We start from the raw sequence: 16,838 nt of genomic DNA on the forward strand, positions 1-16,838 counted from the left end.
TGACGGAAAGATCTATACTGTTGGTACTTTGGTTTTTATACTGTAGTTATTCAATGTATAGGACGCAGTGGTATGAATCGTCGTCAAAAGAAAAAACAGAAAGTTGACCACTTAGCAGAATTCAAGGATCGACTGAATAAGGTCAAAGAGAAATTGAGTTCGATCGATGTGAAGAAAATGAAAACCTCGACAGCGCAAACTTGGGGTTCATTGCCGAAGTTACACCAAAGACTGTTGATGGTGATTTCTCCGATCGTACTGATATTACTTTTTGTGCCGCTACCAGAACCTAAAGTAGACACAGCTCCAACAACATCGCGCGTTGAGCTTGAAATAAACACCGTCGGCTTAAGCGAACAGCAAAATGCCAAGAACGGCTCATTAGAACCGAGTAACAAAAATTGGCAGGAGTACCTTGTTAAGCAAGGGGATACGTTAGCGCAGGTTTTTCGAAACAACGATTTGCCATTGTCTGACTTGAATGCGTTAGTGCGAATTGAAGGTGCAGATAAGCCGCTCAGTCAGATTCGTAAAGGCCAGGTGGTTCGTTTCAAACTTGCTGAAACTGGGCAGTTGGACATTCTTCAGCTAGAGAAAGGCGACACTTCGGTGATGTTCTTCCGCTTATCCGATGGTGGCTTTGGTCGCAGTAAGTAGATGAATAGTGAGCCTGAGTTAAAGCGCTTCACCAGACACAGATAAACGATAGAAAAGAGCTAAGCATTAGCTCTTTTTTTTGGTCGCTTGAAAGGGGCGAGTGGCAAGATGATAAGCATGATTCCGATAAAGGTTAATGTATCCGGAATCTCATCGAACCATATTGCACCTATTAGCGCGACAAACACCAATCCTGAATACTCAGCCAAGGCAATTTGGCTAGAGTGTGCTTTTTGATAGGCAGCAACCGCAAGGCCGTTGTAACTTAAGATTAGCGTCGCACTCAGGGCTATGTATCCCAAATGCTCCACAGACACCGGCTGCCAGTATAAGAAGCACAGTACTAATGAGGCTGGAATAGAGAATAAGGTTGTCCACCACAGCGTAGTGACCACCGTTTGCTCACTAGGAAGCTTTCTTACGAGTACATTAAATAGTGCTAGGGTGAGTGCTGTCCCCAAAGCAAACAGTGCCGCCCAATGAAATTGTGATGGCCTCAAGACAATCAATGCACCAATAAAACCTATGGTTGTGCCGATCACCTTGCCGAGTGCCGGTTGCTCTTTCAATAGCAACATTGAGAGCGGCAACATCAGTAAAGGCGCGACATAAAATACTGCGTTGGCGGTTGCCAAAGACAAGTGAGTGATCGCGACCACCATGCACCCACTGCCGATCAGAATTAACTGACCTCGAATGAAGGTTACCTTAGCCTGCTGTAAGCGCCGTTGTTCTTTTTTCTGCTGTAGCCACAAAGGGGTGATGATGAGCAGAGATATCAACTGTCGGAAAAAAATATACTGTAAGGGCGGTACTTCGCCATTTAACAGCTTTACCGCTACGTCGGAAAGCGAGGCAAACAAGTTACCTGCAACCAACAATAGAATACCGGCAGTGATATTCGTCATTATTTTTCTAATCTCATGTCTATATGAGGAATGTCATCTTCGAGGTACATATCCGAGATGGTGTTGAAGCCGTGGCTCGCATAGAAGTTTTCTAGGTGTTGCTGCGCGCCAATATCAATGGCCGTATTTGGCCAAAGAGCCTCGCAGCGTGTTAATGCTTCTTTTATTAATTGATGCCCCAAGCCATCACCTCTTGCTGATTGCTTGGTTGCGACTCGGCCGATGCTGGTGTTGTCGTAAGAGGTACTTGGTGGTAATAAACGTGCACACGCAACCAACTCATCATCAGAATAACCAAGCAGGTGCTCAACACCTGCGAGTGTATCTTTACCGTCCAGCTCTGGATAAGGACAAGTTTGCTCAACCACAAATACATCGACTCTTAATTTAAGTAGTTGATAAAGCTGTTGTGTTGAGAGTTCAGAAAAAGGAATTGAGTGCCAAGTGATCATGTTTACATCCAGAGATTATCGATGCCCTGAATGTACTATGCGTGATGATTGTTGGCATTAACTATTGTTAATTCGACCTTTAATTCTGCTCAGGCTGATTGCGGTTATTCCTAGGTAGGCTGCAATTTGATTGTCGTTCAAGCGCTGCTCAAGGTCGGGATAGTGCTCGCAGAACAGCTGATAGCGTTGCTCTGGTGTATAGAGCAGCATGAAGCGTTCTTTGTTTTCCTTATGCATCAGTTGTGTTTCTAACAGCTTTAAATACAAAGGATTATTTGATGCACGCCACTCGATAACCGCATTCATTGGCAGCTCTAACATGGTGATGGGTGTCAGCGTTTCTAATAGGTAAGGAGAGGCTTGGTTCTTTATCAGACTCTCAAAGCCGATGATCCAATCTTGTTCCCAATAGAACTCTTTGCTGTATTGCTTACCATCATCAGTGAGGTAGCAGGCATGGCACAAGCCTTCAAGTACAAAGTAGATTGAACTCGCCATCTCACCTTGATTGATCAAGATGTGTCTGGTTGGCAGCTCAAGTGGCTTGGCGACAGCGAGTAGAGATTCAATCTGGCTTTCAGAGAAGTCGAAGCTTTGCAGTTGTTCGATAAAAGAGGTGTGCATGAAAATAACCTATCCCAAATAAGTGCTGAAATCATCGCACTTATTTGGAGAGAGGTACAGAGCAGGATAAATCAGAGGCGTGCGTGTTGCTCTAGGTAATCTTGAGCAAGTTCTCTGCCCATGTATTTACCTAAGGTCTTCAATGGAACCTTCTTAAGGTTCACCACAATCAAGCCATCCAAGGCATCATTAAACGATGGGTCGACATTAAAACACACCAGTTTACCGTTCATCCCTAGATATTGGCGCAGCAGTACCGGCAGGCCTTTACCTTGCTCCATGCGTGCTAACACTTTAGAGAGCAGAGGCACACTCGCCAGTGAAGAGAGCAGGTGATTTTGCCAGAACACATGACTGCTGGTATTGAGTGGTGACGAAGGTGAAACCAAATTCGCCTTTTCCTCATCATAATGGTGGATTGATAACGTGGTCGCGATCAACAGACGCGCATTGTGGCTGTAATCATTGCTGATACTGACTGGGCCGAACAGATGGGTATATTGAGGGTGACGAGACACAAAGGTCGCAATGCCTTTCCACAATAGTAACAGTGAGTTCAGGCTCTTTTGGTAAGGTTTACTTACTACCGATCGCCCAAGCTCAATGCTGTTTTCTAGAGTATCAATGAATTCTTGGTTGTAGTTAAACAGGCTACGAGAGTAGAGCTGATCAAGCCCGTGCTCAGCGATGAGTTTGTCGACCATACCGAGTCGATACGCGCCAACCAGTTCTGCCTTGGTTTTATTCCACACAAACAGTTGATGGTAGTAAAGGTCATACTCATCTAAATCACAGGCCAGCCCGCTGCCTTCTCCGACTTCTCTAAAGCTTTCTTCTCTTACTCGACCAATCTCGCGCATTAAGTTAGGAATGGATTGGCTTGGTGTGCAGTAGACCTCAAAGTTCCCTTGCTCGAGCAGTTTCATCTCTTCAGGGAGTGAGTCTATCTCTATTGATAAGACTTCTGGTGGAATAGGCGCTATCACTTGGGTATCGAAAGAGGGCGCGTGGATTGGCGTGTTCGGACTATCTTGTTGACTCATTAGATAGGTATTAAGTCGTAGGTAGTTGACGATATCCATCTCTTTTTCAAACGATTTTATCTCTGAATACGGAATCGATGAGCCAATCGAGATAGAGATAGTTGTCGCTTGTTTATTAAGAAGTTCACGCCCGAGTAGAGCGGTTCTCAACAGTGGATGAACACGACCCGCTTGATAGAAAAGCTCACTGTTCTTGCCATTGATAAAGATAGGTACCGTGGTGGCTTGGTGACGTTTGACGAATTTCGCTACCGACTTGCTCCACTCGATGTCTGTCAGTGTTTTTGCCCCTTTACGGTAGCTTGATACTTCACCTGCTGGGAATACAATCAATAGTCCACCATCAGCCAAATGACGATTGGCATCTCGAATCGCTTTGGCATTGGTGCGTTTCGATTCTTTACTGTTAAAGACATCGACACCGATGAAAAGATCATCCAGTTCAGGCAGGCGCTTAAGTAACTCATTGGCCAGCACCTTCACATCCTTTCTTACTGATCCTACGAGATCGGCAAGGATCACGCCTTCGATGGCGCCAAGCGGGTGGTTCGCCACAATCACGACAGGCCCTTCTTCCGGGATGTTTTCCGTGCTTCCCGATGCAACCGAGTAGTCGATATTGAGCGCCGACAGAGTGTAATTCATGAATTCGAAGCTAGATAACTCGTTTTTACGATCTTGGTAGAGTCGGTCTAGCTTAGATAGCCCAGTTGCCCACTCGACAACAGACTCACCTAAACCAAAAGGCGTGTAACGTGGTAAACGAAAAGGACTATCAATCATAATGAAATTACCTTACTTAATCAGTTGCGGCCAAACTTTATCGGCTTGTTGAATATGCTGTGCTTGGTCTTGTTCCCAGCGCTGCTTAATCTCTTGGTCGTAGTTGAGGTAAAGCTTGTTATCAACAATCGTCCATTGATGTGGGTCACTCGGTGCAAAGTCGCTCTTCGCTGATACTGCCCAAGCGCAATAGCCACCATATTGAGGGGCATATTTTTCAGGATTATTAACAAATAAAGTCAGATTCTTTTCAGAAGAGAAATACCAATCCGCCCCTTTGTACTCAGTGCTGAATTTTTTACTGCCTTCAATGGGCTTACCGGAAGTGAAATATGCGACGGTATCGTAGCCATCGAGCGCCTTACTGCTAAAGAAACCAGTGTAGATTTCATCGGCGGCAAATACGTACGGGCTAACAAGTAGCAGAACCATGGTGAATAGTTTTCTCATGATGGACTCCATCTATAGATTGATTGCGGGTGATAAATCAAAGGTAAAGCGCTGCTGATTTATCTGACATGGTTTAATGGGTTCGCATGGTGAGCCGGGTGCATAAAACATAGAGGCTTGACCATGCAGGTTACGTAAGTGTGTAAAGCTCACGGTATGTGCGTCTTCGCGATGCATACAGGTCGCTAAATGAGGTTGCTCATTGTGATGGTGAGAGTGGAACATCAGTAAGTTCTGTTGATTCTTACCTGCCGCCATGAGCTGATCATATTTTGCTTGTCGGTAGGCTTGCACTCGCTCTAAATCAACACCGGATGAGAAGAGTGGAGAATCAGTGTCGACTATTTTCTGTTGAATACCATCCCACATGTAGGCGATAACCAGACCATTGTGTTGGGTTAGATTGGGCGCGAAAGCTAGCAAGGTAAATGGGGCAAAAGAGTGTAGGTCTAGCTTGTGAAACGCTTCAGATAGCTGACTGATATTACGACTCGATGATAGGTTTTTAAGTAGCAAACCGCGGCTTACTAAAGGACCAACGGGCACTGTGCCTTGATAGTTATTGAGTAGGCATAGCGAAAGCCCGAACTCATTAATACTTATCCAGCTACCGCCGCCAGTTGGGTCGAGTGGCATAATGATATCGACACCGTTGACTCGATATTGTCTGGGTGGCATTGCCAGTGCTCGCGTCTTTTGTTCATCACGATTAAAAAAGACCTGATAACCATTCTCTTCAAGCAGCCAAGATACTGAACACATGATTATTGCTCCCTCAGATAGCTGTTGGTGGTTGGGGCATAACCAAAGGTGTTGCAGGTCTCGACGTCTAGGAAGGTGGTGATCACCTTGATCATCGCGTAATGATGATTGGCATGCAGTGCGGCAAAGGTGACCTCTCTTTCGAGCGTTGAAGGCAGGCTTGCGAACACTTGAGCATCCATCGAAACCTCGGTTTGGATCATGATAGGCGCTTCGAGATCTCGACGGTCTAATCGTTCAAGCCAGTTGATCACATAGTGGATCTCTTTGACTGCAATAGAGCGGTCGTATTCGACAGGATGACCACGACGACGAGTGTTGTAATCAACGGCCTCATCCTCTTTTAAAATCAAGGCGTGAAAAAGATCCAGTGTGTGACGAGTATGTTCACCGATAGAGCTTGTAACGTGTGGCTTTGCTCGTGTCAGGTAATCGCTGTCAGAAATCGCTAACAAAAACTCTAGACCCTGATTCAATATCTCTACCGCTCCCTTGATGCTAGGAGAGAAAGAAGTAAGGGCGCTCGGCTGGGCTATGGGGTTCATTCATGATCCTCGTGAAAAGTTAGTCGGTAGTCGGATATTGTTGAACAAGACGTCGCTCTTCTTGCCACGCCGCAAATAAGCTCTTGAAAGAAGGGGATTGGTGGCCTCGTTGTTTTTGCTGAGCGCCAATATCAAAAAGAATGCGATATTGCAGAAGTAGCGTGGAAAATATCTCTCGCAATGGGGTGTTGCGATCCCAGATATGTCCAGCCTCACTGCTTGCGCCATTGACCTCAAGAATCGTGAAATCCTCGCCGTTCATTAGGCTGTGCATGTCCTTAAACTTGACGTCGAGTCGACCAAAGTGAAAGCCATCGAAGTCGTCGAATATCTCGTCTAAGCGTTCGGTTAAAGCCTGAGTGATGTATTGATTGCCATCGCGGAAGATACAGCCACGGCTATGGCTGCCTGCAAACGCGAGTTGGAACTCTTCGCCCTCTGCGAGCACTTGATCCAATTTATCTTCATGTCTCGGTAGATACAGGTGACTAAGCTGCCCAGCGCGCGGGCTATTTTCAATTAACTGTTTGAGTGTCGACTTGCCATCACCCATCACCATTGGTGCGTATTTGAGTGTGATCGAGATGATCTCGCCTTGCTTTTTGTTTGGGTAACGAACATAGAAAACACCCGCTTCGGCTTGATAAGGCGCCTTTTTCTGCAGTAGAAAGCGAGCATTATTTGGGAAAGATTCAACATACTGCTCAAGTTGATCTTGTGTGTTGATCAGCTTAACTCCGACACCTCGACAGCCAAGATCCGGCTTAGCCACAATCGGGAAATCAAGATCCGTTTGTATGAGTGCGCTGCGTGCGTCTTCGGCTTGTTTTTTACTGCTGAGATCCGTTTTGGTTAGGGTGATAAACGGTGAGATCCAACGCTGACTTGAAGATCCGGCAAGGCTTAATATCTCGTGTTTTGATTCGCCGACCATGCCACTGAGTTTGATGCTCGGATTGGCGATGAGCGGCAGCGCCCAGTCAAAGTGCCGTAACCCTTGCATCAGGCTTTGAATGACCACTGGCGTGTAGAAGAACCAAGTCGGAAGAAACTCATAAGGAGAGACACTTCGCACGGTATCTTTTTCAAGCAGAGGCATACCTGCATTAATTTGATGTGCGGGAATGATGCGAATATCTTGCGGTGAACTCATGATAGCCCTCTAGAGTAGGTTTTATTCATTAATCGATTGCCGATAAACAGCAAAACGATGGCACACGGGATGATGATCCATTGATATTCAGAGGCTTGCAGCCAGGCTGATGTCCCTAAATAGTAGATGGCAGAGAAGACAATGCCAGTCCAGAGCGCAGTTGCGCTGATGACGGCAAATAAGAAAGTAGGCAGTGGGATGGCGAAAAAGCCACTCAGAGTAAAACCAACGGTGCGTAGCCCAGGAATAAAGCGGATAGCAAAAAGGCTGCTGAATGCGTTTTGGCGTAATTTGGTACGAAGCGAACGAAAGTACTTATTGGTGAGGGCTTTATATCGAACGCCTCGGAAGTAACGTCCTGATTTTCCTAGGTAGTAGAGGCCCAAGTCACCTGTGGCAATACCGATGAAAATGGCAAGCAGAGCATATTGAGGAGGAATGAGCCCTTGAGTGGCTAAACCGGCAGCGGTAACAATCGCAAGATCTTCAAGCAGGTAAGAAAGCGCGATAATGCCAAGCATCAGCCATAGCAGCGACTCCTCCCCTGAATGTAACCATGCTTGAATGCTCTCGACCGTGCTCATCAAATGTCCTTTTCTATCCTATAGATGAATGGCTTAATGACCATTCATTGAGTGTAGTAAATTAAATAGACACGAGGAGCAGAGAAAAACTTACAGACAATTAGCGCTTTTTTGTGTTGATTGGATGCAATGAGTGGTTAGAACTATGCGGTTTCGGTGCAGAATCAGAGGATGATAAAGGGTTAGAAACCTAAGATTTTTGCATGAATATTGAGAAGAAAACAAAAAGGCTGAGTCGTTAAACTCAGCCTTTAGAAGGTTAACTATGGATTACTTAAGCAATCTATTTAGTTAGGTCAATCTGGTAAACAGCGAAACCAACATCGTCAGTGGCAACACGTTTCATTGGGTATTGACCCTTCTCTTTAATGAACTGTGCCGCTTTCTCACTTGGCGACGTTTCAAAGCGGATATCTAGCTTTTTATCCGTTTTGATTGGTGCGAATGACCAGTTGTTGTCAGCTGTTGGGCTCACTTGGCCTTGCTCTTTGCTTACGCGAGAGATGTAGTTCGCCAGTACAGTACGGTTCTCATCTGGTGCATCAAATGCGATGAAGTCTTCACCTGTGCCTGGGAATTTAGCGCTGTAAGCTCGGTAGTTGTTGGTTGCGATCAGGAAGTCTTGCTTCATGTCGATTGGCTTACCTTGGTAAGTTAGGCCAACAATACGCTGAGAATCAGGGTTAACCACTTTACAGTTTGCATCGTATTTCGCAGGCTGAGTTACGTCGATTTGGTAATCCACACCGTCGATAACATCGAAGTTGTAAGTACGGAAGTTATCCCACTCAATCAGCTGTTGTGGTGCTGTTGAGTTCACATCGATTTGGTTGAATTGGCCAGCAGAACACTCAAGCCACTCTTTTACTTCGTGACCTGTTACCTTCATTGCAACTAGCGTGTTCGGGTAAAGGTATAAGTCAGCCGCGTTACGGAATGTCAGTTGGCCAGATTCAACCTCAGTGAAGTTCGCTGGGTCATTCTTACGGCCACCGGCTTTGAATGGCGCAGCAGCAGAAAGTACTGGTGTACCATCTAGGTCAGGGTCACCTTGGATGAACTGTTCAACGTAATCTTTCTGTGCAAGGTTAACGATTTGAACTGTTGGATCGTCTTGTACTAGAGACAGGAAGCTGTACATCACATCGTCTGCTTTACCAATCGGTTGGTTAACAAACTCACGAGTACCAGCGTGGTCTTTTTCTAGTGCTGTTACGATGCCTTCATCAGCTGCAGCAAGAGATTTCTTCTCGATTTTGTCGTAGATAGGGCGCGCTTCTGATTGGCCTTTAACGACTTCCCACTTACCGTCTTTTTGTGCAAGTGTTAGATCCATAACACCAACGTGGCTACCCCAACGACCAGGCATTACTGCCGCAACGCCGTTCATTGTGCCCGTTTCGTTGTCGATGCCTTGGATGTCATCAAAACCTTTACCTGGGAAAACTGCGTGAGAGTGGCCGAATGCGATCGCATCGATGCCGTCTACTTCAGATAGGTAGAACGTTGAGTTCTCTTCGCCATTTTTGTATGGGTCCGTTGATACGCCTGAGTGAGGGATAGCAACGATAACTTCAGCGCCTTCCGCTTTCATTTGAGGCACTAACTCGTTAGCCGTCTCAATGATATCGCGAGCGATCACTTTGCCTTCTAGGTTCTTCTTATCCCACGTCATGATTTGTGGTGGAACAAAACCGATGTAACCCACTTTTACTTCGTGCTCTACGCCAGCAGTATCTTCAAACGTGTGCGTCTTGATGATGTAAGGCGTGAAGTAGTGTTCTTTAGTTTCTGCGTCGTAAACGTTAGCACTGATGTATGGGAAATCAGCGTCGTTGATCGATTCTTCTAGGAACTCAAGACCGTAGTTGAATTCGTGGTTACCTAGGTTTGCAGCGTCGTAGCTTAGTTGGTTCATTGCTTTATATGCAGGGTGAACTTCGCCTGCTTCGATGCCTTTGTCTGCCATGTAGTCACCCATTGGGCTACCTTGCAGTAAGTCACCGTTATCAACTAAAACGCTGTTGGTTACTTCGCTTTGAGCTTCTTTTACTAAAGTTGCAGTACGTGCTAAGCCGATTTTTTTCGATGGCTTGTCTTTGTAGTAGTCGTAATCCATTAGGTTGGTATGGATATCCGTCGTTTCTACGACACGTAATTTAATCACTTCATCGGTATCTGGTGTTGTTGTGCAGCCTGCTAAAGTCAAACCAAGACCCGCAAGTACAGCCAATGACAAAGGTTTCATTGCAACTTTCATTTTGTAGCTCCAAAGTGGATAGTAGAAAATTCGTTGCGTAATGTAACAAAACCGAATGAAACAATGATTACAACGAATGTTAATTCGTGACTTAGATCGATTACTTTATGGTGTTCTGCAAGACGCCTCCCAAAGCTGCTCAATCGATGCGCAACTGATATCGATAATATTAGTCCATTCATTTCACCTGCTTATCGATAAATTCAATCCCTTATCAGCTTTTCGAATAAAAAATGAAATTTTAGAATTTCCAGTAATATGAGAGGCTCGTCATAATGCCTATATCAAGGACGTATCAGGCAGACGAATAGCAAGGATAGCTCAACACGAAGCTTCTGTTTTCTTCTAGTGCCAATACTCCCATTCACTCAAGTGGATGAGTTAAATCCCATGCTTGGCAAGACCAAGTAATGAATTGCTCGTAACGCGAGCCTTAAAGGAAGCACTGAAATGGACCAAGAACGTTTAACCCACCTAAAACAGCTCGAAGCGGAAAGTATTCATATTATCCGTGAAGTGGCGGCTGAGTTTGATAACCCAGTGATGATGTACTCCATCGGAAAAGATTCTTCTGTGATGCTTCATTTAGCTCGCAAAGCGTTTTATCCAGGCAAGATTCCATTCCCGCTATTGCATGTAGATACGGATTGGAAATTCCGCGAGATGATTGAGTTTCGTGATCGTACGGCTAAAAAGTACGGCTTCGACCTTTTAGTACATAAGAACCCAGAAGGTATTGAGATGGGTTGTAGCCCATTTGTACATGGTTCTTCGAAGCACACTGACATCATGAAAACACAGGGCCTTAAGCAGGCGTTAAACAAGTATGGGTTCGATGCGGCTTTTGGTGGTGCGCGTCGTGATGAAGAAAAATCTCGTGCGAAAGAACGTGTTTATTCTTTCCGTGATAAGAACCATACGTGGGATCCAAAAAACCAGCGTCCAGAGCTTTGGCACACCTACAACGGTCAGGTTAATAAGGGCGAAAGCATTCGTGTCTTCCCGCTATCTAATTGGACTGAGCTCGATATCTGGCAATACATCTATCTAGAGAGCATCGATATTGTTCCACTTTACCTTTCAGACAAACGCCCTGTAGTTGAGCGTGATGGCATGCTGATCATGGTTGATGATGACCGTATGGAGCTGCAAGAAGGTGAAGTGATTGAAGAGAAAAGCGTTCGTTTTCGTACTTTAGGCTGTTACCCATTAACCGGAGCGGTTGAATCTGAGGCGAATACGCTAACGGGCATTATTGAAGAGATGCTGGTGGCGACGTCTAGTGAGCGTCAAGGTCGAGCGATTGACCATGATCAGTCGGGCTCTATGGAGCTGAAAAAGCGCCAAGGTTATTTCTAAGAATCTAAGGAAAGAAAAATGAATAGTGCAGTAGAAGCCGAATTGGCTGAACTAGGGATTGAAGGTTATCTAAGTCAGCATCAGCATAAATCTATGCTTAGATTTTTAACTTGTGGCTCGGTAGATGACGGTAAAAGTACGCTAATCGGTCGCTTACTCCATGATACAAAACAGATTTATGAAGATCAGCTAGCGGCGGTTCACTCGGATAGCCAACGAGTGGGAACGACAGGTGAGAAACCTGATTTGGCACTGCTTGTTGATGGTCTGCAGGCTGAGCGTGAGCAAGGGATCACGATCGATGTGGCTTACCGCTACTTCTCGACTCAAAAACGTAAGTTCATTATTGCTGATACTCCTGGGCATGAGCAGTATACGCGCAACATGGCAACAGGCGCTTCAACGTGTGATCTGGCTGTGATCTTGATTGATGCTCGTAAGGGCGTTCTGGATCAAACCCGTCGTCACTCGTTTATTTCTAACCTACTTGGTTTGAAGCATTTCATCGTCGCAGTCAATAAGATGGATCTGGTGGAGTACTCGCAAGATCGTTTTGAGGAGATTCGCGATCAATATCTAGAGTTTGCTGAAAACCTAGAAGGCGAAACTAATATTCAAATTCTGCCTGTTTCCGCGCTTGAAGGCATTAACGTTGCAGCGCCAAGCAAAGAACTTGCATGGTTCGAAGGTCCGTCTCTATTAGAAGTGTTGGAGAACGTCGATATTGACCAAAAACGTTCTGCAGGTGAATTCCGATTCCCTGTTCAGTACGTAAACCGTCCTAACTTAGACTTCCGTGGTTTTGCAGGCACCGTTGCCTCTGGCCGTGTCAGTGTGGGTGATGAAATCAAGGCGCTGCCATCAGGTAAAACGTCTAAGGTGGCAAGTATTGTGACCTTTGATGGCGAACTTGAATCGGCGCAAGCGGGTTTGGCAGTAACGCTGACTCTTGAAGATGAAATCGATATCAGCCGTGGTGATTTGATTGTGCTGGAAAATGCTCAAATTGAATCAACTAACCATGTATTGGCTGACATCGTATGGATGACAGAGCAACCATTGCAACCGGGCAAAGCTTACGACATCAAGATCGCAGGCAAGAAAACCGTTGGTCAGGTTGAAACGGTTCGTCACCAATACGACATCAACAACCTATCGACTCACGCTGTCGATGAGTTGCCATTGAATGGTATTGGTTTGTGTGAATGGTCATTGAACGAGACTGTCGCGCTGGATAAATACCGTGAAAGTGCCGATACCGGTGGCTTCATCGTTATCGACCGACTAACCAACGTGACGGTTGGCGCGGGTTTGATTCGAGACCGTTTGGACTCTGTTGAACAGCAAGTCGGTAACTTCTCTGCATTTGAACTTGAGTTCAACGCATTGGTTCGCAAACATTTCCCTCATTGGGATGCCAAAGATCTAAGCCAACTACTGAAGTCATAAACGACCAAGTAACAGCTTATTGAATCAGGCGGAAACCGATCGTTTCCGCCATAAAGGACGGGTATATGTGGCAACAAGGATTTGTATTAGCGATTTTGCTCGGCATTATTACTTGCCTGCTCGTTACCCGTATTAAGCCAAGCTTTATCTTTGCTGGCGCGGCGTTTATTGCTTTTATGGCTGGCATGATCGACTTGTCGAGCTTGGCTAATAACTTCACTAACTCCTCGTTACTGACTTTAATTCTTCTGATCCTCGCATCAAGTGCGTTGGAGAAAACTCGCTTAATCAGCTGGGTTAGCCGCAATATCTCTGAAGGTAGGCTAGGTACCGTGGTTGCGAAGTTGGGTATTTCTACAGCGTTACTTTCTTCTTTTACTAATAACACCGCGGTGGTTGTTTCTTTGATCGGGGCGATCAAACGTAATCAACAGCACGCGCCGTCTAAGTTACTTATCCCTTTGTCATACGCTGCCATCTTAGGTGGCACCCTGACATTGATCGGCACCTCTACCAATTTGATCATCAATAGTTTTGTTGAAGATGCAGGTTTACCGAGCTTAAACTTTTTCACACCTACCTTGATCGGTTTAGCAGTTTTGGTCGGTGGGGTATTGATCCTTATTCCTCTTAGCTATTTTTTACCCAGCTACGATGATGGTTCTCAAGATGATCTGCCTTACTTTCTCGAGGCGCGAGTTGAGCCAGGTTCTCCATTAGTTGGCCGTAGCGTCAGTGAAAATAATCTTAGAGCTCTTAGAAAACTGTTCTTAGCCGAAGTGATTCGAGACGGTAAAACCACCGCGTCGATTGACCCTGATTTTATTCTTCAAGCTCGCGACCGATTGCTGTTTTGTGGTGATGTAGAGAGTGTTGCAACACTGCAAGAAATCCAAGGTTTAACCCTGTTTGGTCAGCATCATTTGAATGGCCAGAGCTTTGTTGAAGTGGTGGTGAGTTCGTCGGCAAGCTTCTGTAACAAAACCCTGAAAACCAGCCAATTTAGAGATCGTTTCGATGCGGTTGTGGTTGCTATTCGTCGTGGCCATGAACGCCTAGAAGGTGGGCTAGGGAATATCACATTGACCGCTGGTGATACCTTGATTTTGGTTCCAGGTAAACGCTTTGAAGAACAGCGCCAACAACACAACAAAGAGTTTGTGTTGATGAATGACTTAGATTCGAGTGCCAAGCTTGATGCCGACAAATCGACGTTCGTGTTGCTCGGCTTTGCTAGCGTGATTGGTTTAGCCCTTATCGATGCAGTACCTATTATCAAAGGCTTAGCTGGTTTTCTACTGTTGCTGGTGGCATTTGGCGTGGTGCAACTGGGTGAGCTCCGCCGCCGTTTCCCAGTCGATATTGTGGTGATCGTGGGCTCTGCACTTTCTATTGCTCAACTGATGATTTCATCGGGTTTATCTGAGCGGATGGGGCTGATGTTTATGGAGGCGTTTAATGGCTGGGGCGTATTCGGTGCGTTAGTTGCTACCTACTTTATGACTTTGGTTTTGACAGAGCTGGTGACCAATAATGCGGCTGCAGCACTCTCATTTCCGATTGGCTACAGTATGGCAGTAGGTTATGGCGTTGACCCTATGCCGTTCATCATGGCGGTACTGTTTGGTGCCAGTGCCAGTTTTATCTCTCCATACGGCTACCAAACCAACTTACTTGTTTATAGCGTAGGTAATTACCATTTAACGGATTATCTGCGTATCGGCATTCCAATCTCGATTGTATATTCGGGCTTGGTGCTGACCCTAATTCCTTATTTTTTCCCATTTTAATGCTGTTTATTTAAAGGACTAATTATGACCGCAGTACTCAAACCCAAAGATGAGAATGTTGTGTGGCATCAACACTCGATTGATAAAACATTTCGCGCGGATCTGAAATCACAAAAGCCAGCCGTGCTCTGGTTCACGGGGTTGTCTGGTTCTGGTAAATCGACAGTCGCTGGAGCATTAGAAAATCGCTTGGCACAGCTTGGTTACCATACTTATTTATTGGATGGCGACAATGTGCGTCATGGATTATGTAGTGACCTTGGCTTCTCTGAGCAAGATCGTCGAGAGAACATCCGTCGTATTGGTGAGCTTGCTAAATTGATGGCAGATGCAGGCTTGATCGTGTTGTCAGCCTTTATTTCTCCGCATCAAGCTGAAAGGCAACTCGTGAGAGGTTTATTGCCGGAAGGTGAGTTTCTTGAGGTGTTCGTCAATACTCCATTAGAGGTTTGCGAACAGCGTGACCCTAAAGGTCTGTATAAGAAAGCACGTGCCGGAGAGATCCCGAACTTTACAGGTATTAGTTCAGTGTACGAAGCGCCTCAGAACCCTGAGATTGATCTACCTGCAGGTGAGAAGACACTCGATGAATTGGTCGAACTGTGTATTGATGCGTTGGAGAAGCGAAATATCTTAGCCAACTGAGATCGTTGGTATGGCTAAGGCTACTCAGCTGTTTATCTGTTTATTCACGACCGATAAATAGTGCAGCCTTAGTTTACCGAGACAAGAAACCTATCCTATAGATTCTCTTTATTCCTCTCTATACTTCACTTTTTACACCGTCTATTTTAGCTCCGTCGAGTGTCTAGACGGTGTAATTTACGCTGCTTTTCACTTCTGTCTGTACTGTGAATTTCTGGCTCAATAGTGCAATCAGTTGATCGTAATACTGCGTGTTTGGCTTGTTACCGAGCAAGGTACAAAGCTCATTGCCTGTAGGGCTGAATCGGTAGTAAACCAGCTTCACGCCTTTTGATAATGGTGCCAGTGACATGCTCTTACCTTGATAGGTTAGGTGCAGGGCTGGATCGAAATCAATCTCTCCGGATTCTAATTCTGTGCCCAGAATAATCCCGAGCTCTATCAAGTGGAGCAAGCTGGAGTAGGGCAGGTTGTGCCCACCAAGGTTGATGGTGTTGGTGGTGTCCCTTTTGCCAAAGTTGAATAGCCCAGCATGAGATTTAAAGCCGAGTAAGAGCTTTCTGCTGTTATCGCTACCAAAGCTACAACCCAGTGATGCTGCCCTTTGTAGGGTTAACGCTTCTTTTGGTGTCATGTCTTTTAAGATTTGCAGTGCCTTCATCGACGTCGAGCCTGGGTTGGTGACTTCTCGTTTCAGTACTTGAGCCCATAGCCTCTGCATCGATGTATTGTGGATCTCTTGTGCCATGTCGAAGAAACGGTATAACCAGTCCTGATCCGGGTCTCCAGCCGCTTCATCCTTACATGAAGAGTGCGCCAACTTTAGAATCTGTTCTAGGTTCTTTTGGCGAAGCTCTCTACGTTTTTTCTCTCGCAATAGTGCCCGTTCGATAAGCGTACTCTCAGCTTTATCCTTTGGCTTGGCACTATGACTAATTAAGAAATCGAGGCCGAAGCTTTGTGCGATGTGCAGCATTCTGCTGGCACTGTCGGCAATATGAGGCTTTTTCTCATGCTTATGCTGTGTGTCGCTAGCATGCTCAATGATCACTGGCTGTTTGGTTTTTGACATAAGAGTACCGTTAGGAGACGACTCAAAACCAATCGTAGTAAATAATTGCTCAGCCTAGCTTGTTAAAACGCTTGATAACTGCGTTAGAACTTTTGATTGTAGAATAACCACTTATCAAAAAGCTCCGCCTTGTTCTCAAGGCTTTTTCCTACGCTATTTCTGAACACTTACTTATTGTGATTGGTATAACTGTCTAAAATGTAACTCTTTATCTTATTGGTGGCTAGATTTTGCGAGCATAGTTGAAGGTTTCAACAAAATTTTACTTTTGTTAATGATAATAAAATGTTAAATTTGTTGTA

At 45.4% G+C, this 16,838-nt stretch carries 16 protein-coding genes; 5 read left to right on the forward strand and 11 right to left on the reverse strand.

Annotated features, from left to right (window positions below; translation table 11 throughout):
- The first annotated feature begins 72 nt into the window (after nt 1–72).
- Nucleotides 73–657, forward strand: a complete 585-nt coding sequence (locus tag AB4185_RS12595) for a LysM-like peptidoglycan-binding domain-containing protein (protein WP_372135511.1) — start codon at nt 73–75, stop codon at nt 655–657.
- Between the two features lie 59 nt (nt 658–716).
- Here the strand turns inward: AB4185_RS12595 and AB4185_RS12600 are convergent, their stop codons facing one another.
- The 10 genes from AB4185_RS12600 to AB4185_RS12645 all read right to left on the reverse strand — a co-directional run bounded on the left by AB4185_RS12600 (nt 717) and on the right by AB4185_RS12645 (nt 10,221).
- On the reverse strand, nt 717–1,565 hold the full coding sequence (locus tag AB4185_RS12600) for a DMT family transporter (protein ID WP_017058877.1): 849 nt from the start codon (nt 1,563–1,565) through the stop codon (nt 717–719).
- Nucleotides 1,565–2,017 carry a GNAT family N-acetyltransferase gene (locus tag AB4185_RS12605; protein WP_372135512.1) on the reverse strand — a complete coding sequence of 151 codons (453 nt, stop codon included), beginning with the start codon at nt 2,015–2,017 and terminating at the stop codon, nt 1,565–1,567. Before AB4185_RS12605 ends, AB4185_RS12600 begins: the two co-directional genes overlap by 1 nt.
- Before the next feature lie 57 nt (nt 2,018–2,074).
- The gene (locus AB4185_RS12610; protein WP_017067547.1) at nt 2,075–2,641 is read right to left on the reverse strand and encodes a Crp/Fnr family transcriptional regulator; all 567 of its coding nucleotides are present in this window, start codon (nt 2,639–2,641) and stop codon (nt 2,075–2,077) included.
- Nucleotides 2,642–2,712: 71 nt separating this feature from the next.
- Nucleotides 2,713–4,467 (reverse strand): lysophospholipid acyltransferase family protein, encoded by a 1,755-nt coding sequence (locus tag AB4185_RS12615; RefSeq protein ID WP_102333017.1) that lies wholly within the window; start codon nt 4,465–4,467, stop codon nt 2,713–2,715.
- 12 nt (nt 4,468–4,479) lie between these two features.
- Nucleotides 4,480–4,917 (reverse strand): YHS domain-containing (seleno)protein, encoded by a 438-nt coding sequence (locus tag AB4185_RS12620; protein ID WP_102333018.1) that lies wholly within the window; start codon nt 4,915–4,917, stop codon nt 4,480–4,482.
- 12 nt (nt 4,918–4,929) lie between these two features.
- On the reverse strand, nt 4,930–5,679 hold the full coding sequence (locus tag AB4185_RS12625; RefSeq protein ID WP_017058882.1) for an NRDE family protein: 750 nt from the start codon (nt 5,677–5,679) through the stop codon (nt 4,930–4,932).
- 2 nt (nt 5,680–5,681) lie between these two features.
- Complete coding sequence (locus AB4185_RS12630; RefSeq protein ID WP_032545608.1) at nt 5,682–6,224, reverse strand: hypothetical protein; 543 nt, start codon at nt 6,222–6,224, stop codon at nt 5,682–5,684.
- Between the two features lie 19 nt (nt 6,225–6,243).
- Nucleotides 6,244–7,377: a D-alanine--D-alanine ligase gene (locus AB4185_RS12635; RefSeq protein WP_371725124.1), complete on the reverse strand. Its 1,134-nt coding sequence runs from the start codon at nt 7,375–7,377 to the stop codon at nt 6,244–6,246.
- Nucleotides 7,374–7,961, reverse strand: a complete 588-nt coding sequence (locus tag AB4185_RS12640) for a DedA family protein (RefSeq protein WP_372115842.1) — start codon at nt 7,959–7,961, stop codon at nt 7,374–7,376. Before AB4185_RS12640 ends, AB4185_RS12635 begins: the two co-directional genes overlap by 4 nt.
- A gap of 283 nt (nt 7,962–8,244) precedes the next feature.
- Nucleotides 8,245–10,221, reverse strand: coding sequence for a bifunctional 2',3'-cyclic-nucleotide 2'-phosphodiesterase/3'-nucleotidase (locus AB4185_RS12645; RefSeq protein WP_372135513.1), 1,977 nt, complete (start codon nt 10,219–10,221; stop codon nt 8,245–8,247).
- A gap of 414 nt (nt 10,222–10,635) precedes the next feature.
- Between AB4185_RS12645 and cysD the strand changes: the two genes are divergently transcribed.
- From cysD to cysC, 4 genes are all read left to right on the forward strand, one after another.
- On the forward strand, nt 10,636–11,580 hold the full coding sequence (gene cysD, locus AB4185_RS12650) for a sulfate adenylyltransferase subunit CysD (protein ID WP_226088532.1): 945 nt from the start codon (nt 10,636–10,638) through the stop codon (nt 11,578–11,580).
- An 18-nt stretch (nt 11,581–11,598) separates the two neighbouring features.
- The gene (cysN, locus tag AB4185_RS12655; protein ID WP_004735272.1) at nt 11,599–13,029 is read left to right on the forward strand and encodes a sulfate adenylyltransferase subunit CysN; all 1,431 of its coding nucleotides are present in this window, start codon (nt 11,599–11,601) and stop codon (nt 13,027–13,029) included.
- Nucleotides 13,030–13,094: 65 nt separating this feature from the next.
- A complete protein-coding gene (locus tag AB4185_RS12660; protein WP_017067554.1) occupies nt 13,095–14,819 on the forward strand; it encodes an SLC13 family permease in 1,725 nt (574 codons plus the stop codon).
- 24 nt (nt 14,820–14,843) lie between these two features.
- Complete coding sequence (cysC, locus tag AB4185_RS12665) at nt 14,844–15,464, forward strand: adenylyl-sulfate kinase (protein WP_372135514.1); 621 nt, start codon at nt 14,844–14,846, stop codon at nt 15,462–15,464.
- 163 nt (nt 15,465–15,627) lie between these two features.
- Here cysC and AB4185_RS12670 read toward each other — a convergent pair whose 3' ends face one another.
- On the reverse strand, nt 15,628–16,536 hold the full coding sequence (locus AB4185_RS12670) for a TIGR03899 family protein (protein WP_102320277.1): 909 nt from the start codon (nt 16,534–16,536) through the stop codon (nt 15,628–15,630).
- Nucleotides 16,537–16,838: the final 302 nt, after the last annotated feature.

It is taken from the genome of Vibrio sp. 10N.286.48.F5 (assembly GCF_041469785.1).
GTDB lineage: Bacteria > Pseudomonadota > Gammaproteobacteria > Enterobacterales > Vibrionaceae > Vibrio > Vibrio crassostreae_C.